The sequence below is a fragment of the Bradyrhizobium nivariense genome (assembly GCF_029846695.2).
Taxonomy (GTDB): Bacteria; Pseudomonadota; Alphaproteobacteria; order Rhizobiales; family Xanthobacteraceae; genus Bradyrhizobium.
The window spans coordinates 29,433-52,480 of record NZ_JARWCR020000059.1; the positions used below are offsets into that span (position 1 = coordinate 29,433).

General features: G+C 62.5%; 21 protein-coding genes and 2 pseudogenes. 3 read left to right on the forward strand and 20 right to left on the reverse strand.

Features of this window, described 5'->3' with window-relative positions; translation table 11 throughout:
- Window positions 1-18: 18 nt before the first annotated feature.
- From QCM77_RS34025 to QCM77_RS34035, 3 genes are all read right to left on the reverse strand, one after another.
- Window positions 19-831, reverse strand: a complete 813-nt coding sequence (locus tag QCM77_RS34025) for a ribbon-helix-helix domain-containing protein (RefSeq protein ID WP_280095886.1) — start codon at window positions 829-831, stop codon at window positions 19-21.
- Between the two features lie 236 nt (window positions 832-1,067).
- Window positions 1,068-1,490, reverse strand: a complete 423-nt coding sequence (locus QCM77_RS34030; protein ID WP_280095887.1) for a CopG family transcriptional regulator — start codon at window positions 1,488-1,490, stop codon at window positions 1,068-1,070.
- Window positions 1,491-1,500: 10 nt separating this feature from the next.
- Window positions 1,501-3,477: a conjugal transfer protein TraG gene (locus tag QCM77_RS34035; RefSeq protein WP_280095888.1), complete on the reverse strand. Its 1,977-nt coding sequence runs from the start codon at window positions 3,475-3,477 to the stop codon at window positions 1,501-1,503.
- Between the two features lie 662 nt (window positions 3,478-4,139).
- Between QCM77_RS34035 and QCM77_RS34040 the strand changes: the two genes are divergently transcribed.
- Window positions 4,140-4,409, forward strand: a complete 270-nt coding sequence (locus tag QCM77_RS34040; RefSeq protein ID WP_280095889.1) for a hypothetical protein — start codon at window positions 4,140-4,142, stop codon at window positions 4,407-4,409.
- Between the two features lie 43 nt (window positions 4,410-4,452).
- Here the strand turns inward: QCM77_RS34040 and QCM77_RS34045 are convergent, their stop codons facing one another.
- From QCM77_RS34045 to QCM77_RS34060, 4 genes are all read right to left on the reverse strand, one after another.
- Window positions 4,453-6,180 carry a relaxase/mobilization nuclease domain-containing protein gene (locus QCM77_RS34045; protein WP_280095890.1) on the reverse strand — a complete coding sequence of 576 codons (1,728 nt, stop codon included), beginning with the start codon at window positions 6,178-6,180 and terminating at the stop codon, window positions 4,453-4,455.
- Between the two features lie 241 nt (window positions 6,181-6,421).
- Window positions 6,422-7,117, reverse strand: coding sequence for a lytic transglycosylase domain-containing protein (locus tag QCM77_RS34050; RefSeq protein WP_280095891.1), 696 nt, complete (start codon window positions 7,115-7,117; stop codon window positions 6,422-6,424).
- Window positions 7,118-7,321: 204 nt separating this feature from the next.
- A complete protein-coding gene (locus QCM77_RS34055) occupies window positions 7,322-7,828 on the reverse strand; it encodes a S26 family signal peptidase (protein WP_280095892.1) in 507 nt (168 codons plus the stop codon).
- Complete coding sequence (locus tag QCM77_RS34060) at window positions 7,828-8,292, reverse strand: DUF2840 domain-containing protein (RefSeq protein WP_280095893.1); 465 nt, start codon at window positions 8,290-8,292, stop codon at window positions 7,828-7,830. Before QCM77_RS34060 ends, QCM77_RS34055 begins: the two co-directional genes overlap by 1 nt.
- 326 nt (window positions 8,293-8,618) lie before the next feature.
- Here QCM77_RS34060 and QCM77_RS34065 point away from each other — a divergent pair.
- Window positions 8,619-9,634, forward strand: a pseudogene (locus tag QCM77_RS34065) (IS110 family RNA-guided transposase); the annotation flags it as partial.
- Between the two features lie 607 nt (window positions 9,635-10,241).
- Here QCM77_RS34065 and QCM77_RS34070 read toward each other — a convergent pair.
- The 5 genes from QCM77_RS34070 to QCM77_RS34090 form a co-directional block, all read right to left on the reverse strand.
- Window positions 10,242-11,144: a replication initiator protein A gene (locus QCM77_RS34070; RefSeq protein WP_280095894.1), complete on the reverse strand. Its 903-nt coding sequence runs from the start codon at window positions 11,142-11,144 to the stop codon at window positions 10,242-10,244.
- 3 nt (window positions 11,145-11,147) lie between these two features.
- A complete protein-coding gene (locus QCM77_RS34075; protein ID WP_280095895.1) occupies window positions 11,148-11,426 on the reverse strand; it encodes a helix-turn-helix transcriptional regulator in 279 nt (92 codons plus the stop codon).
- Between the two features lie 124 nt (window positions 11,427-11,550).
- Complete coding sequence (locus tag QCM77_RS34080) at window positions 11,551-12,072, reverse strand: DUF2285 domain-containing protein (protein WP_280095896.1); 522 nt, start codon at window positions 12,070-12,072, stop codon at window positions 11,551-11,553.
- Between the two features lie 58 nt (window positions 12,073-12,130).
- Entirely contained in the window at window positions 12,131-12,313 is a 183-nt protein-coding gene (locus tag QCM77_RS34085; protein ID WP_347882410.1) for a transcriptional regulator domain-containing protein, read from the reverse strand.
- A gap of 158 nt (window positions 12,314-12,471) precedes the next feature.
- Entirely contained in the window at window positions 12,472-12,750 is a 279-nt protein-coding gene (locus tag QCM77_RS34090; RefSeq protein ID WP_280095897.1) for a DNA -binding domain-containing protein, read from the reverse strand.
- Window positions 12,751-12,856: 106 nt separating this feature from the next.
- On the opposite strand from QCM77_RS34090, the gene relB reads away from it, so the two are divergent.
- Entirely contained in the window at window positions 12,857-13,138 is a 282-nt protein-coding gene (relB, locus tag QCM77_RS34095; RefSeq protein ID WP_280095898.1) for a type II toxin-antitoxin system RelB family anti-toxin, read from the forward strand.
- A gap of 161 nt (window positions 13,139-13,299) precedes the next feature.
- On the opposite strand, the gene QCM77_RS34100 is transcribed toward relB, so the two are convergent.
- From QCM77_RS34100 to QCM77_RS34135, 8 genes and pseudogenes are all read right to left on the reverse strand, one after another.
- Entirely contained in the window at window positions 13,300-13,620 is a 321-nt protein-coding gene (locus QCM77_RS34100) for a DUF736 domain-containing protein (protein ID WP_275173028.1), read from the reverse strand.
- A gap of 1,175 nt (window positions 13,621-14,795) precedes the next feature.
- On the reverse strand, window positions 14,796-15,719 hold the full coding sequence (locus QCM77_RS34105; protein ID WP_280095899.1) for a DUF2493 domain-containing protein: 924 nt from the start codon (window positions 15,717-15,719) through the stop codon (window positions 14,796-14,798).
- A 329-nt stretch (window positions 15,720-16,048) separates the two neighbouring features.
- Window positions 16,049-17,110, reverse strand: a complete 1,062-nt coding sequence (locus QCM77_RS34110; RefSeq protein ID WP_280095900.1) for a DUF7146 domain-containing protein — start codon at window positions 17,108-17,110, stop codon at window positions 16,049-16,051.
- Complete coding sequence (locus QCM77_RS34115) at window positions 17,110-20,406, reverse strand: strawberry notch family protein (protein ID WP_280095901.1); 3,297 nt, start codon at window positions 20,404-20,406, stop codon at window positions 17,110-17,112. Before QCM77_RS34115 ends, QCM77_RS34110 begins: the two co-directional genes overlap by 1 nt.
- 343 nt (window positions 20,407-20,749) lie before the next feature.
- A pseudogene (locus QCM77_RS34120) lies at window positions 20,750-21,467 on the reverse strand (ArdC family protein).
- A 492-nt stretch (window positions 21,468-21,959) separates the two neighbouring features.
- Window positions 21,960-22,142, reverse strand: a complete 183-nt coding sequence (locus QCM77_RS34125) for a hypothetical protein (protein WP_247438947.1) — start codon at window positions 22,140-22,142, stop codon at window positions 21,960-21,962.
- Between the two features lie 113 nt (window positions 22,143-22,255).
- Window positions 22,256-22,447: a hypothetical protein gene (locus QCM77_RS34130; protein WP_280095902.1), complete on the reverse strand. Its 192-nt coding sequence runs from the start codon at window positions 22,445-22,447 to the stop codon at window positions 22,256-22,258.
- A gap of 33 nt (window positions 22,448-22,480) precedes the next feature.
- Window positions 22,481-22,942, reverse strand: coding sequence for a hypothetical protein (locus tag QCM77_RS34135; RefSeq protein ID WP_280095903.1), 462 nt, complete (start codon window positions 22,940-22,942; stop codon window positions 22,481-22,483).
- Window positions 22,943-23,048: the final 106 nt, after the last annotated feature.

Consider the following 23,048-nt stretch of genomic DNA (forward strand, 5'->3'; position numbering starts at 1 on the left):
CCGGGCTGCTTAATCGCCTCAACAAAAGGAGTTCGGAAGGTTTCGAAAGTTTGGATTGCTGCCGCCCTCCTCGGCGGCAGCGCTCGGCTCGGAGTTCCCATCCGCTGCGACTGCGGACAGACCTTCCTTTCTCGGCTGTTCTTCTGCCGCGCCTTGTGGCGCGCCGCCATGAGCTTCACCGGCAGGTCGACTGCGCCTGCCCAGCTGATCGATCGTCTCCTGGATCAATGGCTGACCGAGCCGTACCCGCCGTTCGACCTGTTCCGCCAATACCTTGAAACGCTGCTGCCCGAGCAGGCACGCCTCCCGCTGCCCGGATGGCAGCATGGGCGGCGTCACGGTGAGGTGATAGCGCGCATGCAGGGCTACCGTCTCGCCGATGATCGCGATCTCGCGCTCGAGCCTGGCCATCTGGCCACTTATCCGGACCAGAGCCTCATCAACGAGCCCCTCGATGGGTGGTGCAGGATTCAGGAATCGTTCAAGCGCCGCCTCGACGACCATGCTCTTGCCGAGTCCCGGGCGTTCGGTCGCAACTTCAAGCCGCTGAAACATGCTCTCGGAGAGCTGAACGGTGACCTTCTTGGTTCGCTCTCCTTCGTTCGGGCTCGGCTGCGCATCGCTGTCGGATTGATTCACGATCGAGCTGGGCTGGCCTCCAGGCTCTCCATCGACTTGCATTTCTGTCACTCCCCGATTGGCGACCGCGACCTGCCCGCGCACCCCGGTACGCGCGGCGTCGATTTCGGAATCGAAACGGCTGAATCGCCCCCAGCGATGATGGACTTGACACAAGGGCCAATCGGAACGTCGCTTCAACCGCACCGACATCTGTGTCGTAGTCTGGCGTAGCCAAAGAAAGACAAGGCGGTCTCAAGAAGAGCTGGATCTGTCAGTCTGTGTCATTCGCGGGCAGCTAACGGCCTGTTGGGGGCCCCGGAGCTTTGAGTGGCGCGCCCATCGTTTGCGGGCTTCATGGCGTGCTGCCGATTTGCGGGTCGGCTTATCTGACCCAGCGCCGCATACTGCCACAAGCTGCCAGCGCGCATTTGAGGCGCGCGTACTGATTACTCGGGCGTCTCAGAGGCGTGCATGTCGATGCTCACCTCTTTCAGGACCGTGGATCCGCTTGCGAGCCGCCGTCCGAGCGCCTCAACAAAGCGATCGTAACGTTCCGCGCCCTTGGCGCGCGCGGCGGGCGTCGAATGCTCGGGGAGCGCGGGCGTTGAGGTCAGCCAGAAGCGGATGAAGAGCGCGATGGTCTCAAGCGTGATGCCATCATTGCGCTCCAGGCGTTCGAGCACGCGCGCGATGCGGTCCAGACGCTTGGCGATTGTCGCCTCGCGCCGATCGGAATCATCCGGAGAAAGAAAGGCGGAGATCGCGGCCTCGGCGACCAGGGACTTGGGCTGCCCCCGGCGTTGTGCGAAGGTCTCAAGGGTTTTGAAGGTTTCCGGATCGAGATAGATACTGAGCTGAATCTTTTTCACGCTGCCCCGATCATAGGTCCATCCCATCGTCTGCGTCGAGGCTCACGGTCCGCGCGACGCCCTGCATGGAGCGGCTCAGAGCTTGTGCCTGGACGGCATCGGCATCGCCTTCATCGAGGTCGGCGTCGAACTCATGTTCGCCGAGCGGCGCCTTGATCTCGATCTCCTCATGTTCCGGCAATTCCGGCTCGCGACGCAAACCACCGTTGGCCTGGTCGCTCCTGCGCTTGCGTCTGGTCAGTAGCTCGACTGATGGCGGAATTGGAGCGCCGGCCGACCAGTCATCCGGTCCTGCGGGCAAGGTACGCGGTTCGAAGCGCGGCGGCTTCAACACACGTCGCTGGAACTGCGGATCCTCATAGTAGCGGACTTTGGTGGCGCGCACCGGGTGCACCCCGGAAATCATCACGATCGCGTCTTTAGGCGAGAGTTGCATGACCTCGCCTGGCGTCAGCAGCGGCCGCGAGGTCTCCTGACGGCTGACCATGAGGTGTCCAAGCCACGGGCTCAATCGGTGCCCGGCATAGTTCTTCATGGCGCGCAATTCGGTCGCGGTTCCGAGCGCGTCGGAGACGCGCTTGGCGGTACGCTCATCATTGGTCGAGAAGGCGATCCGGACGTGGCAATTGTCGAGGATGGCATGGTTCGGCCCATAAGCGCGTTCGAGCTGATTGAGGCTCTGGGTGATCAGAAAGCTGCGGATGCCGTAGCCTGCCATGAAGGCGAGCTGGCTCTCGAAGAAGTCGAGCCGGCCGAGTGCTGCAAACTCATCCAGCATGAGAAGGAGTTTCCGCCGGCGCCGGTCTGGATCCAGGCTTTCGGTCAACCGCCGCCCGATCTGGTTGAGGATGAGCCGCATCAAGGGTTTGGTACGAACGATGTCGGATGGAGGCACGACGAGATAGAGTGAGACGGGCTCGGCGCCGTCGACGAGATCGCAGATCCGCCAATCGCTTCGCGCGGTGATCTTGGCAACCACCGGATCGCGATAGAGTCCCAGGAAGCTCATCGCGGTCGAGAGCACGCCGGAGCGCTCGTTCTCGCTCTTGTTGAGAAGCTCGCGCGCGGCCGAGGCGACAACGGGATGAGCGCTACCTCCAAGATGCGGGGTTGCGAGCATTGCGTTGAGCGTAGCGTCGATCGGGCGGGAGGGATCGGACAGGAAATTGGCGACGCCTGCGAGGGTCTTGTCGCCCTCGGCGTACAGGACATGCAGGATTGCGCCGACCAGGAGAGAGTGGCTGGTCTTTTCCCAGTGGTTGCGGCGTTCGAGTGCCCCTTCCGGGTCAACAAGGATATCGGCGATATTTTGGGCATCTCGCACCTCGCAATCACCACGACGGATCTCGAGAAGTGGGTTGTAGGCAGCGCTGGCCGGATTGGTCGGGTCGAATAGGAGCACTGGCCCAAATCGCGCGCGCCAGCCGGAAGTCAACTGGAAGTTCTCGCCCTTGATGTCATGAACGATGGTGGACGCCGGCCAGGTCAGAAGGGTCGGTATGACGAGGCCCACGCCCTTGCCCGAGCGCGTCGGAGCAAAGCAGAGCACATGCTCCGGTCCGTCATGCCGTAGATAACGCCCCTCAAAACGTCCGAGCACGACGCCATCAGGCCCCAAGAGTCCCGCGCGCCTGACCTCGCGCGAATCGGCCCAGCGCGCTGAGCCGTAGGTGGTGACGTCCCTCGCCTCATGGGCCCGGAACACCGAGAGCATCATTGCCAGCGCGATTGCCGCAATTCCTCCGCTTGCGGCGATGGCGCCGCCCTCAAGGAAGATCACGGGCGCGTAAGCATCGAATTTGAACCACCAGGCGAAGAAGGCAGCCGGCTGATAGATCGGCCAACCCCCGAGACTGAACCAGGCGGGTCCAAGCTGCGGCTGGAAGGCGAGCCGCCAAGCCGTCCATTCGGTCGCCGCCCACAGAAAGGCGAGCACGACCAGACAGACCAGGATAACCTGATGCCAAATGATCTTTGTCGCGGACATTGTGGAGATCTGGACGGCATCCATGAGCCGAGCGCAACCACAGCGCCGGGATGTCGCAGTCCCGCGCACAAAACTGTAGCGTTCGGCGGGTCGGGGTGAAACGTGTTCGGAGCTGCCCTCTGGGCGAGCGACTGGGAGGACACAAGTCCAGACCAGGAGCCAAGATGCGTGATCGAGCGGTTAGAGTCTGCAAGAACGTCATTCTGTTTGCACGATGCCCAGACCTGGACCGCCGCGATGATACGGGGCTTCCTGCGTTACCTGCATGGCAAGGGCTATCGGGGTGGGCATTTGGCGCCAGCGGCCTCGACCGGGACGAACGCCGAGATGGCTCGTTGGTCGTGGCCCCGGGCCGCGTGGCGCGCACACCGCGCCACAGAATTAGCGTGTCAAAGTGAAAGGCCGCTCTTGCCTCAGCTCGCGATCGCCATCTCTGCACGATCGTTTGTTGATCTTGGTGTCCTCGCTGGATGCGATGACGGCTCTCACTCTGGCGGAGGAGAAGCAGCGGCTCCAGCCGACGTTCCTGGTGCGTGCTTTGTGCCGCAGCAGGAGTTCCAAAAATGGCCTGCATCTTGCTTCGACGATCGCATATGAAACCGGACTTGTGAAGGCGACCACCGAACCCAAAGCGCATGACTTGCAGCACGGAGACAAAAGGAATGAACGATGCAATGGCCGATCTGTTGTTTTTGGCCGCGGCGAGCGAAGGCGAGGTGGCTAACCTGGTTCCGGATAAAAATCTGAATCGTCTTGCGGCCAAGGAGCGCGCGTTGAGGAAAGGCTGGATCGTGCTCAAGCGTAAGGTGAGAGATCCGGCTTGTGGTGGGCAGGTCGAGGTCTTCCGCGTGACCGACGTCGGCAGAGCGCGCCTGGAGGAGCTTGGTGCTCGCAATGGTGCCGTCGAGCGCTTCAAAGTGATGCTAAACTGAGCCATTGGCCGCCAGATCACCGATCGCCGCAGAGATCGACGGATCAAATCGAAAGTCCGCGCTTCCGGCCAAAGCTCCAGTCCACCCCTCCGGGACCAGCAATACCGTTCACCTGGCGACCCAGTTCGTGCTCTAGCTTGGGTATCCAAGGCACAAGCTGAAAGCCGAGGCCGTTGTCGATCATGGCAAAGCGGCCCGAGGCAAGCGATAACCTCCGGCGATAAATTCCCGAAATAGATTCGCCTGCCTCCGCAGGCAAGTGCGCCAGCCCCGTCTCGGAGGCCAAACGCCGGCCTATCCCCTCGAGTTCGCGGCGGCGGAGTGTCTCGATCAAGTTGCGGCCGAGCATCACCTTGTCTCTCGCCCGGCGTGCCAGCCCCTGTCCTGCCAGCACGTCGATGCGCCGATCAAGCGCATGCCGCACATCTGCACCAAAACCGGCGCGCGAGAAATCGGCAGACTGGCGCGCCACAAGCTGCCGGTCGAGCCACGTCGCGCCTTCCGCTGCGACCTGCTGGTCAATGGCGAGTTCGGAGCGTACCGCGAGCGCGATCCGTGTTCGGCCACGCGCGTCCTCGAACCGCCGGAGCTCCACAATCCCACCGATCGGCCCATCGCCGGCCGCCTCGATCTCCGACAGCTTCAGGTGATGCACGCGACCGTCGACACCGTCGACGATGGCAAACGCTGAGCCCTTCAGCTCGTCATCGTGGCCCCGTGCGAGGAGACGGCCGACAATGGGCTCGCCGTGGCGTTCGGCTTCGAGCGCCCAGGATGATGGTGGGCGCGCGGCGCCGTCTTTCGCGAGGCTCTTGTGAAGCCGCTTGATGATATCGCCGCGCTCGCCCAGGTTACGCAAACGCGGTTCCACGTCCCCGGGGAGTACCCAGCGTGCAGGCCCCGCAGGCTCCGCCAAGCCGAGCCGCTCAAGTGTCCGCAACCGCCCGATCCGAATCTCCCGTAACGGGTCACCCCCGGCATCCCGGTCTGGCCTCAAATCAATCACTCCGTCCGCCGCGCCAGCTTCCCGAGCCAGCCCCCGGTCAAGCCTGGTCCAGCGTTCGGCCGTCACCTCCGCTTCGAGGACTTGGCGGACCTCGAGCTCCGATCGCGGGCCAAGCTCGCGCGTGACGAGATCGCCAGCGCGGGCGCGCAAGCCGGTTGCGATATAGTCGCGGCTGATGACGAGGTCTTCTCCATCATCGGCCCGGCCGCGCACGAGAATATGGATGTGCGGATGCTCGGTGTTCCAATGATCGACCGCAACCCAATCAAGGCCAGTACCGAGGTCGCGAGAGGCCTGATCCATGAGCTCACGCGTGAAGCTGCGCAAACTGGCGAGTTCGCCCGCATCGTCGGGCGAGACGATGAACCGGAAGTGATGCCGGTCGCCCTCGCAGCGCTCGGCGAACGTGCGGCCATCGGCGTCATCGCCCGCCGCGTCAAAGAGTCTGCCCGGTGTCCCATCGCGGGTGACCCCGTCGCGCTGGAGATAACCGATATGCGCGCGCAGCGCGCCCGGCGAACGCATCGGACGCACGACCCGCGCCTTGACCATGGCGGTTCGTGCGCGGTTGTTGAGGAGCCGCGTCGCTGCAAGGCTCGCTGCGCGACCGCGCCCAAACCTGCTGCCACCGACGCGGCTGCCCCGCGAGAGACCGCCGGCCTTCTGAGCAGCCTTGAGCGCCTGCGCCAAGAACGGCTTTATCCGAGGCGCGCGCGTCGAACGGATGCGGCCTGGGCGGATGCGGAAATCGTCGTTGCCGGTCATCTTGCCCGCCGGAACGTGTCGAAAACCGAGCGATAACGGGGAGTTGCCGCAAATCGCAAGTTGCGTCGCCCATTCCCAATGTTTTGGGGGTCATTGAAATCGAGGCAGTTTCGCCCAGAACCGACCGGCCGCACCTTGCGGCTTTTATCCTGCCCTCCCCGGTCGCTCACTCCCGGCTCTCTGCCGACCCCTCTCGACGTTGCGACCAGCTTCGACATCATGCGAGGAAATGCGATTGCGATCATCGGGACCGCACCTCGTCTGATCGCCGCACAAACAGGCCCGTCGCACGAGGGACGAGTGCAGTCTTACCCGCCTTAGGCGCTGCTTTCGACGACTTCATTGTGCGGACGCTAGATGCCGAGTTGCCGTCAGGGGATAAGCTCTCGGACCGCTCAACAAGGACTGGCGCTTGCTGCCACGCGGTGAAGCGTCTGGCACCCGAACCGCTGCTGTTGCGCCGCTCAATGCCGATCGATGGTGCGAGTCTAGCGATGTAGATTTGTGTTTCATCCGGAAGCGGTCGACCAGTGGCCAGGTGCTCCTCGTACCGTTTTGGTCCCGCATTGTAGGCCGCGAGAAACCCTCCCGATCCGAAACGATCGAGCATCTCGCGAAGGTACGCTGCCCCAGCCATAATGTTGTCGTGAGGCTCAAACGGATCGATACCGAGTTCGTAACGAACGCTCAGCTCGACCCAGGTCGCGGGCATGATTTGCATCAACCCGAGCGCTCCCCGAGGCGATATGGCCTGCGCATTCCCGCTGCTTTCGGCCTGCATGACAGCACGAATCCAACGCTCCGGGATCGCGAACCGATGCGAGGCTTCGGTCGCGAACGCGGCGTATGCAAGGCTGGGAAGCAGGTTTGAAGAGCGCGCAGCTTGTGCGCGCGATCCAGCCTCCGCTCTGCTGGCCGATGGCGCCGCGAACGTCATGAGAATTCCCAGAGAGCAAGCAGCGGCTCCCGATAGCAATGTGCGGGCAGCCGCCAAGGACAAAGCCCTTCCCGGCCGGCCCTGAGGCAGCGCGAGACTGCCGCGAGGCGCGCCGATTGCCGGCAATTTGGCCGGGATGGAGCAATGATGTTCCGATCGGCCGATTAGAGAAACCGCAAGCCAGTGGAGCAAATCCGGCATATGTCAGTCCTCCCTGGTCCACACCGGCACCGCTTGCCCGATGACGGCCGATGTCGGGAGCGGTCCGAAATATCGGCCGTCAAAGGACTCCGCCGACTGCCAGTTCATGAGAAAGACCTCGTCCTCAGCGACGACCCGGCAACCCTGCCAGGCCGGCAACGGCCTGCCACGGCGGTCGCGCTCGCGTGCCTGGCCCATTTCGATCCCGTCGACGACGATTTTGAGTCCCGTTCTGCAGACGGTTTGTCCGGGCAACGCCAGCACGCGCTTGAGCATGGGAAGGCCGCTCGGCAAATAGCCATTGAAGTCGAGGAAGCTCGCAAGCGGCTCTGGTGGCCGGACAGCCACGAGCTCAGTGATGCGCAAACGTGCGGTCCCTTGCAAACGGTAGAGGCCGATCGGCACACTTTCGGAAGCGTTCCAGATGTACGACAGTGAGGTGTCGGTGACCGGCCAAAGCGCGAGCGTTGTGGCCCCACACATTGCAAGGACGATCCTTAGCCGCCGCATCAGAACACTATCCTGCGCCGGCGGAGCCACGCCTGGTGGCGCGCACGCGTATAAGGTCGTGGCGTTTCGTTGACGGAAAGCCGGTTGTGGACGTGATGCCAATACTCGGGGGCTGCATCGGCAGGATCGATGCCGAGTGACTCCACGGCGTCGATCAACTGAAGAACGCGCTCGACCTTTCGCCAGCCACCTAGCCGCAGCAGGCTTTCGCCGCCGGGGCTGACCCAAGGCACGGTCGAATACCGCTGCCCCGGCGTGATCACGCGCAGAATGTCGATGCGAGACAGGATGGTTCCGAAGTCATTGGACGTCCAGCGCACGAACGCAAAGATGCTGCCCGGGACAAAGGAGAGAATGCGCCTGTGATGGTCAATGACCTTTTCCGATACAGGCTTGCCGAACCGGATTCGGTTCTCGATCCGCTTCTTGAGCCACAAGAGTTCAACAGTTGTGAGGTCGCTCACCTGGCAACTCCATAGTCATGAGAGAAATCTTGGACATGCCAACGGGTGCGCCGTCGCCAGCGCATCGACATCAGAGCCTTCGTTTCGGCAGAATCGTCGTGATGAAGCGTCGATGATCGGCGTTGTCGAAGCGATGCAGCGCTCCTGCTGCTGCCGAGGATCGCAGCCGAGTGGCTCCAATTCGTTACAAGGAATCCAAAGGATTCCAGGTTAGCCGGGGCACGGACCTGCGCCCCCTGGCCGGCCGTGCTGCTGCGAAGATGCTTCGCAACGACCCGCGAACGGAACCCGCGGTGCGTTCCGGCGGTCGGGGGTGGAGGCGAATGATGGACTTCTATGCAGGGGTCGATGTGTCGCTGAAGACGATGAACGTTTGCGTGGTGGATGGCGATGGCAACGTCGGCAGGGAGGCGAAGCACGAGACCGATCCGGATGCGATCGAGCCGTCTCTGGCGGAATGGGGCATTCACTTGAAACGTGTCGGTGTTGAGGCCTTCTCCTCCAGCGGCTGGCTGTTCACGGCGCTTGCCGACAACCGCCTGCCCGTGATCTGCATCGAGACCCGGCACGCCAAGGCGGCGCTGAACGCGATACTGAACAAGACCCACCGCAACGACGCCGAAGGCGTTACGCAGATGATGCGGGCCGGCTGGTTCCGCGCGGTTCTTGTCAAGTCGGAGAGCGCACAGACGTTGCGGGCGCTGCTGGTCGGCCGCAAGACGATGCGCGGCAAAATGCTGGATATGGAGAACATGATCCGCGGCCTGTTGCGCCCGCTCGGCCTCAAAGTCGGCGAGATCTCGGTCGGCCGTTTTGACGCGCGGGTGCGCGATCTCGTGGCCGGGAAGAAGGAATTGGAAGCGATCGTCGCGCCGCTGTTGGACGCCCGCAATGCCATGCGGCTGCAGTTGGCAAAACTGTACCGCATGTTCCTGACGGCGGCGCGCAGCGACAGCGCCGGGCGACGGATGATGATCGGGCCCGGTGTCGGCGCGCTCGTGGCGCTGACGTTTCGCGCGACCGTTGATAATCCGGCGCGATTCAAGAAGTCGACCAATGTCGGCGCCCATTTCGGGCTGACGCCACGGCGCTTTCAATCTGGCCAGACCGACCGGATCGGCAGCATCTCCAAATGCGGCGATGAGCTGACGCGGGCGATGCTGTACGAGGCTGCGGTTGCGATCCTCACGCATTCCGAAGAACCTTAAACTGCGGCTGTGGGGCCTGCGGCTGGCCAGGAAGAAGGGTCTGAAGCGCGCGGCGACGGCAGTGGCCGTGCTGCTGCACAAGATCGGGATCGATGGCACGACCTTCCGGTTCGGCGTCGGCGGCAAGCGCGGCCGGGTCGCTGCGGCGGCTTAAGAGCCTCCGCAACCCGGCCGCTTTCGCGCGCGCCTTCGCGTTCCGCCACGGCGGAGCGGCGTCTCCCGAGGGGACGGGGATGTGGGTGAGATCGCGACCTTTCCTGCCGGCGGCTTCATACCGACCTTTGAAGCCATCAAGCACGGCGCTGGTTAGCCTGACCGCCCATTCTCCAGATCCCGGCATGTGGTAGCCGTCGTGCCAACCACGGACGTTAGCGAGTTCTCCAAGACCAGCGAGCTGCGGCAAAGGAAAGCAACGCGCGTGATGCGGTGATGCCGATGTTCGTGATCGCGTAATTTTGCGCGCGACCGTGCTTGCACGCGCAGATTGGAGAACAGGTTCGCATTGCAGGAAAATTTTGCGCGTGACAGAGTAAGCGCATGAAGCATCCTCGTTGCACGCGCGGCCGACTTGTTCACAACGTACTGATTCACAACAAGAAGTTAGTGTCAGTATGTTAGTAAAGTTACGGGAGCAGCAAGTCTTGGCGCCGCAAAAACTTAGCTCCGATTCCGGTCCTCGATAGCACGAGCATCGCGTCCCCGATGGCACGAGGGTTCTGGTCCCTGATAGCACGAGCGAATTCACAGCTTATCCCCAGCAGGAAGGACGAGGCCACGCTTGCGCAGTCGCTTGCTCAACGGGCCGATTGGGACTGGTGCGAAATTCAATCTCTCTTCGCCATTCGGATGATGCGTGATGATGAGCCGATAGCCCGGCAATGTCTGACGAAGGACGATCTGACGCAGGTCGTAGGCAAAGTGTTTAAGCGGCGATACGCTCCCGGACTTCGCATGCAAGTGCACGAGATCGAAGCTCCAACCGCCATTCTGACGGCCGCCGTGTTTGCGGACGAGCCGATAGAGCCAGCGCTCCAATCCACCGGTCAGATCGAAATAGGCGCGGTCAATCGTCAGCACGAGCGCTTCATCGAGAACGCCCGTGTAGAACCAATCGGGCAGGATCAGCTCAATTCCACGGGCATGCCCGTGCAGATCGGCTGTCTCTTTCCATTCGTTGATCCAGGAGAAGCGATGCCGCCGCCGTTCGCTCGGCTGCCGGATCGATGTCATCACAGTGGTCGATTGCAGCCGGTCGAGCGCAGCCTTCAGGCGGTCATAGTCGCGCACGCTGGTGCCGCGGCCGACGAAGGTCAGGATCTCGTAAGGGGTCGCTGCCATAAGTCGGGACGTTTTCAGGCCGGCATCACGGGCTTGGACAATCTGCGAGGCAGCCCAGATCAGAACGTCCGCATCCCAGATCGTCGCCATGCCATGTTCCGGCACGGCTTCGACACGAATGGTGACGGCGCCTGCGCGGAAGTCGATGGGAACATTGCGCTTCGATTTTGCCAGCGAAAAGAAGGGATAGGCCATCAGGTCTTGCGCGTCCCGTGGCGCCAGATCGCCCGGGAGGGCGCGAAACAGATCGAGTTGGCCGCGCTCTGATCGCCGCCTCCTGCTTGCAGTGGAGTTGCTGTCCGGCATGCGTCAGCGCCGCTCCTTGCCTGCATACGGAATCGGTGTGTGCCGTTTCGCGGGCAGGACGGTGCCTGTGCCGGGATCGCTGGTGGACGTTTTGGCGCCGCGGTCAGCCCACGCCTTCAGGTCCTCGAGCGCATACACAACGCGACCGCCGAGCTTGCGGTAGGTCGGGCCTGTCCCATAGGTGCGGTGCTTTTCCAGGGTTCGGCCGGAGAGTCCAAGAAAGCGCGCCGCTTCGGGCGTGCGCAGGTATCGCGGCGGCAGGCCGGCGTTCGGATCGGGCATTTGCAAGGCTCCGTGGTCGTCTGGAGCGCGGCCGGCTCGGGCCGCGCGTCGACGGTCACGATGGCGCAGTAGGAGTGCTTAGGGGGATGCCGAAGATCGAGCGATGATTTTCGGCACCCCTGCTCTACTCCTTGCGAGATGAGGGACGTAGCAACGCGCGATAGCCGCCGCGCATTAGCGCCAAGCCAGCCTGCACCAGGCGAATGGTGCGGCTGCGCAATTCGTGGGTTTTCCAGGCGCGTTCAGGGATTCGTTTTCGGCCGAACAGCACCTCGGCGATGACGCGATATGAAGCACCATCCATGCGTCCATCGAGCGCTCGCAACACCAAGACGAGTCGTTCGCGCCGCTGCGCCGAAAGCTGATGAAAGGGAGGTCCTGGCGGACGGCCGTTGATTGCGCGCCACAACCGCTGTGAGGCGTGGGCGCGGATCTCAAAGTCCGCATCGAGCGGCAGTTCGGCCGCATATGAGACACCAAACTGCGGCGCCTCTTTCAGCCAGAGATGATGTTGTGCTCCTTGAATGCGCAACACAGCATGCCAGCCGTCAGATGCCTGTCTGATGGTGCCCGACGAAAGCTCGGCAAGTGGTAGACCCGCGCCGACCGCTTTTGAGCTGGCCGCGCTCTGAACGACCGGCACCACCGTCGGCAACGCCTCAGGTGCCCAGAAGATTGTCTGTTGGTAAAAGGACCCCTGCGGGTCATGAGCGAAAGCAGACGCCCCATCTCCTTCTGAATTCGGAAGTCATCTGCGATCGATTTTCACGATAGGAAGCTCGATAGTTGGGGCTACGCCGCAGTGACTCCCAGGCGAAATCCGCCATCTCGCCCGACTTGATAGCTTGTTGATACGCCCGGGGTGAGCGCCAGTCGAACTCAGACATTGCTATGATTTCCTGCCGTAGGTCGATTGCGGCGCAATGTCTATGAAGCTTGGGGTTGTCTGGCAAGTCACCAATTGTGCATCGCGTGATGCATGCAGGCGATCACGCGTCAGCGGAGAACACTGCTCTCGAGTGCGAACTCACTATGACAGATTTTGCTATTTAGTGGCGCCGCCGCGAAGCAAGTCACGGTAGCCGTGGTCTGCCATCCATTTTGCGCGGGCCAGATGACTATCAAATGCATTGCGGGCGCGCGCCGCTTCGCGAACCGGGTCGATATGCAATACGATCCGGGTTACCTCTTTCCAATCCGCGCCATCAGCTTCGGCGTCAAGAAGTCGCCAATACGTCACCAGATGCTGCTCGTCATAGGTCGTCAGCACCGGCTGATCCGGCGCGACATCCGCGACATCGGGATCTAACGGTGGCTTTGTCATGTAGGCTTATGCGCGCACTTCGCTGATCTGCATTGTAGCCAAACTTAGCGGAATAGTTTGGTTATAGCCAGTGGTTTGATGGTCTGCCTAATGGCTGTTTGGGCGCATGAAAGCTCGTGCGCTCGTGGCCTGGAATGTGCGCCGGATCCGCGTGGATCGCGGCATTCCGCAAGAGCAACTGGCGTACGATGCTGGGATTGACCGCTCATATATGAGCGGCCTTGAGCGGCAATCTGAGAATCCGACAATTGATCTTCTCGACAGACTCGCCGAGACGCTGGGTGTTCATTTATCTGAATTCTTTATTCAGCCACCCAAGGGAGCGGCGACACCCCAGACATTACCTAAAGGCCGCCGGTCAGCGCGTCTACGTTCCCAAAAACAATAGCTTGAGTGAGTTCAACCAATGTGGACAAGCGCCACGGAAGGGCGCGTCTTAAACAAGTGAAAATCAACTCGACCAAGCCGATGCAGCTGCAACTTTGGTCAATCGGCGTTTCTCCAAGAGTGAACCCCGCCCGAGGCTGTCGGGCGGGGCGATGACGACCCTCACTCTCCGTTCTTGCGGGGCCGCGACCAGAGCAACGTGTAGCCTTCGCCGCCTTCGTCATCGAACAGGTTCGCGTAGATCGGTGAGTTGAAGGAGGGATCGTCGAGCTTGAGCGAGAGATAGTCGCGGCCCTCCTCGGAGCGCTTCGACCAGGCTGCCCCGATCTCCGCGCGGCCCACGTAGATGCGGTGGCTGGGCGCGTTGTCGCTGGAGCGGTTGGTTTCGGCGACGATGCGGACCCCCTTGGTCTGAAGGCTCAGGGTGACGATCTCGCCGTGAAACTCGTTACCGACCTTCTTGAACGAACCGATATTAGCCATGTTACTTCTCCTATTGTGTTTCGAGCCCGCGACCACCGCGGCCTCGATGGCGATCTGGAAGCCGAAGACGATCGGCGACGCACCCGCTCGCGGGCCGGAGCGCAGCGGAGGACGCCGTTGTGGCGACTTTCTTGTCTCGCGAGGAATGGGCGAAGCCCAGGGGAAGAAAGTCGCATCAACGGCGTTGCGGCTCAGACGATCGAGGCGCAGCCGGTCTTCGGCTAGATCAAGCCATCAAAGAGGCCACGTGGTCCGCGTGCTGAACCGCAAGCTTAAGGAGAAGATTGGCAAATCTCGGTTGTGCTGAACAAGAGGTTGGTACGGTTCGGCGCAGAAAGAGAAACAATCTGCCGCAAAGGGCGGTATCGTCCCGGAAGGAATGACGGAGCGCGGCGTGCCGCTCCACCGCAGTCATGTGGGCCAGACAGAGATTGGTAGGACTTGTTTAAAGCCCTCTGAGGAGAAGTGCGGTTACCTCTCCTCAAGCTCGACTACCCTCCTTCAACGTGCCGCCCTGTGCGACCTTGCTCGACCGGTGATGGCGACGACGCGTCATTGCTCATGCGTGGCGGCTGTAAGAACTGGGTCGAGGCATATTCTCCACCACCCCGCCCGACTCCAACGGGCGGAGCTCCGCCAACAAGGTCAAGCGCGTCCATGCCGTGCCGCCAATGCAAACCGCACCTCCGCAAGCGAAGGCCTCGCGCCAAGTCAGCGAAGGCACCCCGATCTGCGACAGGGCAAACACCACATGATAGCCAGCGATTGCCGCAGGGACGGCGAATGCGGTTGCGATCGCGACGCGGAAGGTCAAGGACCGACTCACGGCGACGGCGACCTGACCAGCGGCAAGCGTCAGCGTGCCAGAAGCAATTCCGATAAGCGGTGCGCCGAAGACGCCCGCGCCATCACGAAACGCCAACATCCCGACACCGAGTGCGACGAAACGGCAACGCATACACAGCGAGCGCGAAGATCGCCCAGCAGAACAAGCCGATGCCGAGTGTGTTGAGAACAAGCCCAAGGGCGAGCATGGTCGTGGCTCCATGTGCATAGATCTAGCAGTCGCGCCTTCCACCACCACCACAGCGCAGTTTCAGAGGTAAAATCGAAACGAGGCGGAGTTGCGGCGTGCAACTCCGGCTTGGTTGTCTCGATATCGAGAACGACGGCGCTCATGCACCGCCGAACTTCCAGACGGGGATGCCGAGCCGCTTCGCCTTGTCAGCGAGATTGTCCTGAATTCCCGTGCCCGGGAAATGCATAACGCCGATCGGCAGAAGCTCGAGCAAAGCATCGTTGCGCTTGAACGGCGCCGCCTTGGCGTGTTTCGTCCAATCGGGCTTGAAGGCGTTCTGTGGCACCTTGCGACCGGTCGCCCATTTGGAGGCTATCAGTTCAGCGCCTTTCGGGGAGCCGCCATGGAGGAGGACCATGTCGGGGTGCTTGGCATGAACCTTGTCGAGGCGATCCCAGATGAGGTGGTGGTCGTTGAAGTCGAGCCCACCGGTGAGTGCGATTTTCGGTCCTGGTGGCAACATGACCTCAGTCTCGGAATGACGCTTGGCAGCGATGAAGTCGCGGGAGTCGATCATTGCCGCGGTCAACGTGCGGTGGTTGACCAATGATCCGGACCGCGGGCGCCAGGACGAGCCGGTATGGACCTCAAATCGCTCGATGGCCTGGTCACGGAAGAGCTCCAGGCAGTTGCGCCGCTCGATCAGCGTGATGCCCTCGGCCGTCAGGCGCTCGAGTTCGACCGATCGCACTTCCGAGCCGTTCTGCTCGCGTTGGCTCTTATGCTGTGCTTGTTCGTTGTGATCGAGCTGCCGTTCGATGCGATCGAGGGCCCGGTGGAATAGGTTGACGGTCGACCAGAGCAGATCGTCAAGGTCCGGCTCAAGCCGGGTGTCATTCAGGGTCGCAACGAGGGCGTCAAACATATCGACCACGGCGCCCGCGATCATCTTGCCCTCCGGAAGCGGCCGTGGATCGGGCTGGTCGTCGAAGGGACGATGGCCGAAGAGCTGTAATTCGGTGAGGACGTGGTCGGTCGGGGAAGAGGCGTGCGGCCATTCGATGTCGTCATGGTCGGTCATGGGAAGAGGTCCTTTGCCGGATCGGCCGCGACCATCGCGGCCTTCGTGGCGATCCTCTGACGGCAGGCGGAACGGGACAGAACCCGAAAGGGCCGAAGCGGCAGCGGAGGATGGCGGAGGCCGGCTATTTTGCTTCGCGATGCAAAGCGCGCGGCCAACCGTATGATGTGTCTGCACATCGCTGGCGCGCGGCGGAAAATAGCCGGACGCAGCCATTGCCGGCCCGGGCCGCTTGCCGTCCGATCGCCCTCTGGAAGGCCGTGGTCGCGTCCTCTTCCGCACGGGCCTCGCCTATGACCGGCCTATCAAAGTCGATCGAAGCCCGGGAGCTATTCCGCGGCTAGCGTTGAGAAATGCAGGAAGCTCACGACATCCTCTGGTGCGAGCTGAAGCCGCAACGCTGCTCGGAGCGCCTCCAGCCCAAAGATGTGCAGATCTTCGTTGAAGTCGCCCAGCCGGGGCGATAGCGGAATCGCTTCAATGCCGGCGTCTGCTGCGCGCTGGCTGAGAGTCGCCTGCACCGCATCGCCGGCTGCATCGACATCGCGGGCGATGTACAGGCGGCGCAGGCTCGACGGGAGCATCATGGCTGAGAGGTGATTGGCCGAGAGTGCAGCGGCCATAGGCATGCTCGGCAGCAGGCAGCGCAACGACAGCATGGTTTCGATACCCTCGCCGGCAGCGAGCACGTCATCCACCAAGCCGAAGCGAACGGCATTGCCGAGAAGGTCGCCCATGGCGCGTCGTGGGGTATCGATCGGAGCCTTGCCGAGACGGACACGGTCAAAGCCATCCGGGTCGAGCCAAGTCCGGTGCACGCCGGTGATCCGACCATCGAGATCCGTGACGCCGGCGATCATCGCCGGCCAGGTTTCGGTCGGCAAATGTTCATCCGGCCGATAATAGCAGCGTGGGAGGAAGCGCAGGCTGCCACCATGGTGGATGCGGGCTATTCCGCGACGCTGCAAGTACGTCTCGGCCACCGTCCCTTCAATCGGGCTGGACATCGCAAAGAGCCGACGAGCCGCCTCTTGTGATCCGGTCGGCGCCGGCGAACGAACGGGTTTTGCGCTCAGTTGCTGCTCAGAACGAGGAAGCTTGAGAAAGCGCCTTGCCTCCTCGGCGACGTCACGAAAGTCTCGCAAGGCCAGACTTTCGCGAATGATGTCGAGGAGATCGCCGTGTTCTCCGGTTGCGGCATCCGTCCACTTGCCCGCCGGCCCCTTCGGCGATTCCTGGAGCCGCACGAACAGTGAGCGGCCAGGGGTGTTGTGCACATCGCCGACCACCCAGTACCGCCCCGCCCGCTTGCCATTGGAGAGATAATGTCGGCACACCGCCTCCGCTTCGCGCGCGAGCCGGCCTGCCAGTTCGGAAGCATCGCGGGACATCAAGCCGCCTCCCGCTCACCGATGCGCGCAACCGGATAGGCGTCGAGCACCTTCGACAAGATCTCGGCGCCGCTCGCGTCCGTGGGCACGAACATGCGCAGCTTCCAGGAAATGATCTCGAAGCGGCCGTAAGCCCGCAAGCGATCGCGCATCGTGTCGTTGAAGCCCGAGCGTTCGATGCGGTGTGCGCCCATCATCCGGACACGGCGAAGCTGGAGCCCCTCCGCAAGCTCAAGAACGGTCCGCCCCTCCATGAGCGCGGCAAAGGCAGCTTCCGGCGTCAACGCCAGCGCGCCAGCCGCAAGGACATTCGCGACCCAGGTAGCGGAGACCTTGCGGCCGACGATCCGCTCGCCCGCATCGGTCTGGAGCCGGTAGACCGGGGTCGATTGGTTCGGCAGCCGCTTCCAGATCGAGAGCAGCAGGCCCGCCACGACATGGATCGTGCTGTCCGTGAACTCGGGTACCTCGGTAAGCTCTGCCGCCCAGGCGACTGAAAAGCGTTCATGATCAATTTCCACCCAACGGCTCTCTGCCATGGCGGTCAAGGCGACGCTGTGCTGCCCCATCGGCCGGATCAAGCGGACGCGCCGCTCGATCTCGCCATCGTCGAGCATCGCGCTCGCTGCCGGAACCTGCACGGCGGCCCGTCCCGAGCGCTCATTGATCAGCAGGACGGCACGAAAATCGGAAAGACGACCAAGAGCGTCATCCAGGCTCACAGGATGATTGCGCTGGCGCTGGGTGATCGTAAGAAGCCGGGTTTCGGCACCAGTGCCGGGATGAATGTAAATCGTACGCAGTTCCAGCCCGACGTCATAGCTGCCCGACGCGACCGCGCCTTCGATCCGAGCCGTCAGCAGCTGCTCGAAGACGGTGAACAGGATGTTCTGAAGATCGATCGTGAGCGCCAGCAACCTGTTCAGGAAAGTCGTGATCGGCGGCAGGTCATCCCTGAGCCCATTAGCATCCGAGAGCTTCAGGCCGGTCGCATCCTCGAACCTCTCGAGCGAGCAATCCGCGACCTTGCCTCGCGCGAGCAACGTATAGAGCTGACGCAACGCATCGCGGCCGTACTGGCTTTCGAGATTGTCCTCGGGCCGGAACAGGCCCTGTCCTCCGGTCTGGCGCTGGCCGCGCGTAATGGCTCCCAACGTGTCGAGCCGGTGGGCAATGGTGCTCAAGAAACGTTTTTCCGCCTTCACGTCAGTCGCGATGGGCCGAAACAGCGGCGGCTGCGCCTGGTTGGTCCGGTTGGTGCGGCCGAGCCCCTGGATCGCGGCGTCCGCCTTCCAGCCGGGCTCGAGCAAATAGTGGACCCGCAGCCGGCGATTCCGGGCAGAGAGTTCCGCATGGTAGCTCCTCCCCGTCCCGCCCGCGTCGGAGAACACGAGGATGCGCTTGCCTTCGTCCATGAAGGCGGACGTCTCAGCGAGATTGGCCGAAGCTGCTCGGTTTTCGACCACCAGCCGCCCGCCCTTGCGAACGATGCGACGCGAGCGGCCGCTCACCTCGGCGACCATAGCGGTCCCGAAGCGCTGGACGACCTGGTCCAGAGCCCCAGGCAAAGGCGGCAGCGAGGCGCGCTTCTCGATCAGCCGGTCGCGGCGAGCGACGGCCTCCCGGCTCTTGATCGGTTGGCCTTCGCGATAGACGGGCCCGGAGCAGAGATTCCCCTCCTGGTCAGTGAAAGGCTCGTAGAGGTGGACCGGAAAGGAATGGGCGAGATAGTCGAGGACATACTCGCGTGGAGTAATGTCGACCTGGACGTCGCCCCAGTCCTCCGTCGAAATCTCGGCGAGCCGACGCTCCATCAATGTCTCCCCGGTCGAGACGATCTGGATGACGGCGGCATGGCCGGCGTCGAGATCGCGCTCGATCGAGCGGATCAGTGACGGCGTCTTCATTGAGGTCAGGAGGTGACCAAAGAAGCGCTGCTTGGCGCTCTCGAAAGCCGATCGCGCGGCCGATTTAGCCTGGCCGTTCAGCGTACCGCTCTCGCCCGTGATGTTTGCGGCCCGCATCGCGGCGTCGAGATTGTTATGGATGACGCTGAACGCGCCGGCGTAGGCGTCATAGATGTGAACCTGTTCGGGCGTGAGCTCGTGCTCAATGAGCTCGTAGGCGACGCCCTCGTAAGATAGAGCCCTCGCCGCGTAGAGACCGAGCGCCTTGAGGTCACGAGCCAGCACCTCCATGGCCGCGACGTCGCCCTCCTCGATTGCCTCGACGAACTCGGCGCGGATGGCGAACGGAAAATCGTCGCCGCCCGACAGGCCCGGCCGCTGGGCGTAGGCGAGATTGTGGACCGGCGTGGCACCGGTTGCGGAAACGTAGACGACGCGGGCATGCGGCAACGCGTGCTGGAGCCTGAGCCCCGCACGCCCGTGCTGGGAGGCCGCCCCCGGACGATTGCAAGCAATCGCGTTGAGGTCACCGCGCTCACCCTTCTGGCCTGCCGCGTTCTGCATCGCGTGGCTCTCGTCGAAGACGATCACTCCGTCGAAGTCGGAGCCCAACCAATCGACGATCTGCCGCACGCGCGAAAGCTTCTCGCCGCGCTCATCGGTGTGCAGCGTAGCGTAGGTGGTAAATAGGACGCCTTCCGAAAGCCGGATCGGTGTGCCCCGCCGGAAACGTGACAGCGGCGTCACGACCAGCCGCTCCATGCCGAGCGCGGACCAGTCGCGCTGTGCGTCTTCGATCAGCTTGTCGGATTTGCTGATCCAGAGGGCGCGGCGGCGGCGCTTGAGCCAATTGTCGACAAGGATGCCTGCGACCCGCCGTCCCTTGCCTGCACCGGTGCCGTCGCCCAAAAACCAGCCGCAGCGACAACGCACGGCATTTTCTGCATCGTCACGCGCGGCCGCCACAACATCAAAGGTCGCATCCACCGTCCAGGAGCCCGCAAGAAATTCGGAGTGCGCCTCGCCCGCATAGATGACGCTCTCGAGCTGAGCGTCTGACAGCCAGCGCGCGATTTTCGCGAGCATCGGCAGCATCGCGGCCGTTGACCCAGCCTTGGTCCGGATGGCCGGGCCAAACTCGCGCAGGAACAGAACGGTTGCCGCCTCGCAGACATCATAGGCGGTCTTCCAGTTCCAGACGCCAGTGGCGTCGGAAGCGCCGAACGCAGCTTCCATGGCGCTACGCAGGACGGCGGCATCGATGCGACGACCGTGCTCGAGATCAATCACGAGCTGTCGCGCGGCCCTGACGGCGGCGGAGGTGATAGTTGCAGCGGCACGCATCGAGAGCGGCGCGGCGGCAGCACCGCCGGCGAGAGATTCGGTCATGACAGGATTTCTTTCGGAGAGCAGGAAGGGTCGAACCATCAGGCGCTCTCCTTAAGACCCGACGGCTCAAACCCTTCCCGGCCCGACTCTCCCTCTCAGTCCTGCCCCATAAATGGGGACCGGCGCAGCACACCGGTCCCCAAGCAATTGCCGGACGGCCGGAGCCATCCCGCTCTACATGTCACTCGGCCCCGTCGAGCTGTTGCCGATCATCGTCGCCCGCGTTCTCCTGATCCTCGTCATCGGCGAGGAATTCGGGCAGCGGGCCTGCTTCACTCTCTTGCCCGTCGCGAAAACCGCCGCTCCCCTCTCACTCTCTTGTTCGAGGCAACAGGTGAGAAACTCACGCCGCCTCCTGCTCCGCTCTCCCGGTCGTCATGTCGACAGTCACTTCCGGCAGGAAGCCCAGGAGATAGTCCGCAACCTTGCTGGCCTGCGAAGCAGCTCGCACGATCGCGCGATTATCCTCTCGCAGCACCTCCAACCAAGAGCCGATATAGTCGGCGTGCCGCACCGTGGGCACGATACCGAGCGAGGCGCAACTGAACGCAGACGAGATCTCCGCGACCAACTCCTCAAAGGCATACTTTCTGGTACCGTAACTGCCTGACAAGTCACGGTTGAGACGTGATGGATGGCCGCTGGCATGTGCCAATTCATGCAGGGCCGTTCGATGCCAATTGATCGGTTCGAAATAGGCTTGGGGTGGGGGCACCTGTACATAGTCTTCCGTCGGCGCATAAAAGGCGCGGTTGCCGCCGATGCGGAAGTCGATCCCGGTCGCCTTGATCAGGTATTCGACCCGCGGCTCGATCAGGCCTGGCGGCGGAGGCGGCGCCGTAGTTGCGATCTCTGGAGGCAAGCCGTCGCATTGATCGCTTTGAGGAACGGAACGCCGCGCTCTTCGGGAAGGCCAAAGGCGACTTCGCCGCCGTGGTGCCCCAAGGCTGCACCCACGGCACTCGGCCAGCCTCCAGCTCGGCGATGATCTTGTTGGTGATGTCGTCATAAAGGCTTGCCCGGTCCTCACCGGTGCGCGCCCGAGGATAATGTCTGGACATCGCGGGTCTCCGCGACGGGCGCCGCGAGCCTCTCTCGCAGCCTGTAACCCGTCACGGCAAAACCGCGCGACACTCTGACTCTCGCCTCTACCTGCGAGAATGCGAAATCTGCGCCGCCCTTCCATCGGATGTTCATGGGAATTGCGTTGAGCTACCTGGGGCCGCAGGCCCGACCAGGCGTGCGCCAGGGGCGCATCGCCTCAACGGAAAATGGCACCCGGAGAGCGTGAGCATAGCGACCCGAAGGGGCACGCGGGTCCGAGTGCAGCGACGAGACCGGTTCAATAGCGGCACCCGGGAACGGGGCAGTGATAGCGATCGCCGCAGGCGAGCCCCTTTCCCGAGTGCCCCCGGCGAGGAGCTCCGCATCCCTTGGCGCGAGGGATCGACGCCGCACGGCCGAGACGCAAAGCGGCTCGGTTCGAGAACCCGGTGCGGCGGCAGCCGCACGCGCTCTGGCCGAGCAACTCCGCCAAGACTTGAACAGCGGATCTAGATTTCCTCGCGCGCATGCGTCTGCGCGTCGTAGATCCTGATCTGAAGCATGGGAAAACGCTTCTTTAGTTCTTCGCCGCCTGCCCTGGCGCCGTCTCTGGTTGCAAATTCGGCTTTGAGCCGACCGTCCACTTCAAGCGCGTAACCAGAGGCCGGCAATTCACGGGTGGCAGCAACCATTTCATTCTCATTGTGCAGTGATGTGATTGAGAATGATGGGTAGCATGAGTCGCCCAAACCGCGCGAGATTCGATTGCCAAAGGCCGTGATTGGCTATCACATTTGTGGATTGATTAGATGGGGCTGGCCGCTTTCGCCCAAGGCCAGATGCCTTCCACGATGTCGTGATCGAGAAACGTCTTGTCACGTCTCTCCAGGGTCTTGTCCATCGCTCGCTTTAGTTCCGCTCGGTTGAGCCGCACATGTGCGAATTTAAGGGCAAAGAAGCCGTCACTGTTGGCTTGTCCTTGCAGATCATCGCGCATCCAGGTCCAGGCGCGCGCGGAGTTTGGGGCGGTCTACACCGATGATCCGGGCCGCCCACCTCGTTGCTTAGAGTGAGTCTCCCAGTGGGAGCCCCCCCTCCGCGTCTTGTCTTGCGGAAGCCAAGTAGCCGTCCCTGTCATCTTCGAAGTGGACGCCTTCCCTGACGAGTTCCTTTGCCCAATGGTCGTGTAGTCGTCATGAGCATCGCCCTGATCATGAGCGCGCCCCGGAAATTCGATGTCGTACGCGATCGTGCCCGCGACCTCGATCAAAACAAGCGTCCGAATATATTTCTTCTTTCGCTCGGACTCATCGAAATGGCGAAAACCGCCCGGAGGGGCATCCTGCTCAAATTCCGTCTTGCCCACGGCGCCCTTGACGTCCGCCACGATCGACACCGAAATCGGAAGACGTTCAAGCAAGCAGCCCATAACCGCATGTCCCGCTTCGTGATAGGCCGTCTCTATCTTGTTTTCTTCCATTTCATCCGGCACGGTCGCGTTTCTGCCAGTTGGCCTGCGAGACCATTGTAACCTGGTCATCCTTGAAAACAGCCGGCTCGCGAGCCTGAGCGGCTGTGTTTTGCTGCGCGTCCAGATC

Excerpts from the sequence above, each read along its gene's own strand:
- QCM77_RS34025 (WP_280095886.1), bottom strand. The coding sequence starts at position 831 with ATGTCGGTGCGGTTGAAGCGACGTTCCGATTGGCCCTTGTGTCAAGTC.
- QCM77_RS34035 (WP_280095888.1), bottom strand. The coding sequence starts at position 3,477 with ATGTCCGCGACAAAGATCATTTGGCATCAGGTTATCCTGGTCTGTCTG.
- QCM77_RS34040 (WP_280095889.1), top strand. The coding sequence starts at position 4,140 with ATGAACGATGCAATGGCCGATCTGTTGTTTTTGGCCGCGGCGAGCGAA.
- QCM77_RS34045 (WP_280095890.1), bottom strand. The coding sequence starts at position 6,180 with ATGACCGGCAACGACGATTTCCGCATCCGCCCAGGCCGCATCCGTTCG.
- QCM77_RS34050 (WP_280095891.1), bottom strand. The coding sequence starts at position 7,117 with ATGACGTTCGCGGCGCCATCGGCCAGCAGAGCGGAGGCTGGATCGCGC.
- QCM77_RS34055 (WP_280095892.1), bottom strand. The coding sequence starts at position 7,828 with ATGCGGCGGCTAAGGATCGTCCTTGCAATGTGTGGGGCCACAACGCTC.
- QCM77_RS34070 (WP_280095894.1), bottom strand. The coding sequence starts at position 11,144 with ATGCCGGACAGCAACTCCACTGCAAGCAGGAGGCGGCGATCAGAGCGC.
- QCM77_RS34075 (WP_280095895.1), bottom strand. The coding sequence starts at position 11,426 with ATGCCCGATCCGAACGCCGGCCTGCCGCCGCGATACCTGCGCACGCCC.
- QCM77_RS34085 (WP_347882410.1), bottom strand. The coding sequence starts at position 12,313 with ATGTCTGAGTTCGACTGGCGCTCACCCCGGGCGTATCAACAAGCTATC.
- QCM77_RS34090 (WP_280095897.1), bottom strand. The coding sequence starts at position 12,750 with ATGACAAAGCCACCGTTAGATCCCGATGTCGCGGATGTCGCGCCGGAT.
- relB (WP_280095898.1), top strand. The coding sequence starts at position 12,857 with ATGAAAGCTCGTGCGCTCGTGGCCTGGAATGTGCGCCGGATCCGCGTG.
- QCM77_RS34100 (WP_275173028.1), bottom strand. The coding sequence starts at position 13,620 with ATGGCTAATATCGGTTCGTTCAAGAAGGTCGGTAACGAGTTTCACGGC.
- QCM77_RS34105 (WP_280095899.1), bottom strand. The coding sequence starts at position 15,719 with ATGACCGACCATGACGACATCGAATGGCCGCACGCCTCTTCCCCGACC.
- QCM77_RS34110 (WP_280095900.1), bottom strand. The coding sequence starts at position 17,110 with ATGTCCCGCGATGCTTCCGAACTGGCAGGCCGGCTCGCGCGCGAAGCG.
- QCM77_RS34115 (WP_280095901.1), bottom strand. The coding sequence starts at position 20,406 with ATGACCGAATCTCTCGCCGGCGGTGCTGCCGCCGCGCCGCTCTCGATG.
- QCM77_RS34125 (WP_247438947.1), bottom strand. The coding sequence starts at position 22,142 with ATGGTTGCTGCCACCCGTGAATTGCCGGCCTCTGGTTACGCGCTTGAA.
- QCM77_RS34130 (WP_280095902.1), bottom strand. The coding sequence starts at position 22,447 with ATGCGCGATGATCTGCAAGGACAAGCCAACAGTGACGGCTTCTTTGCC.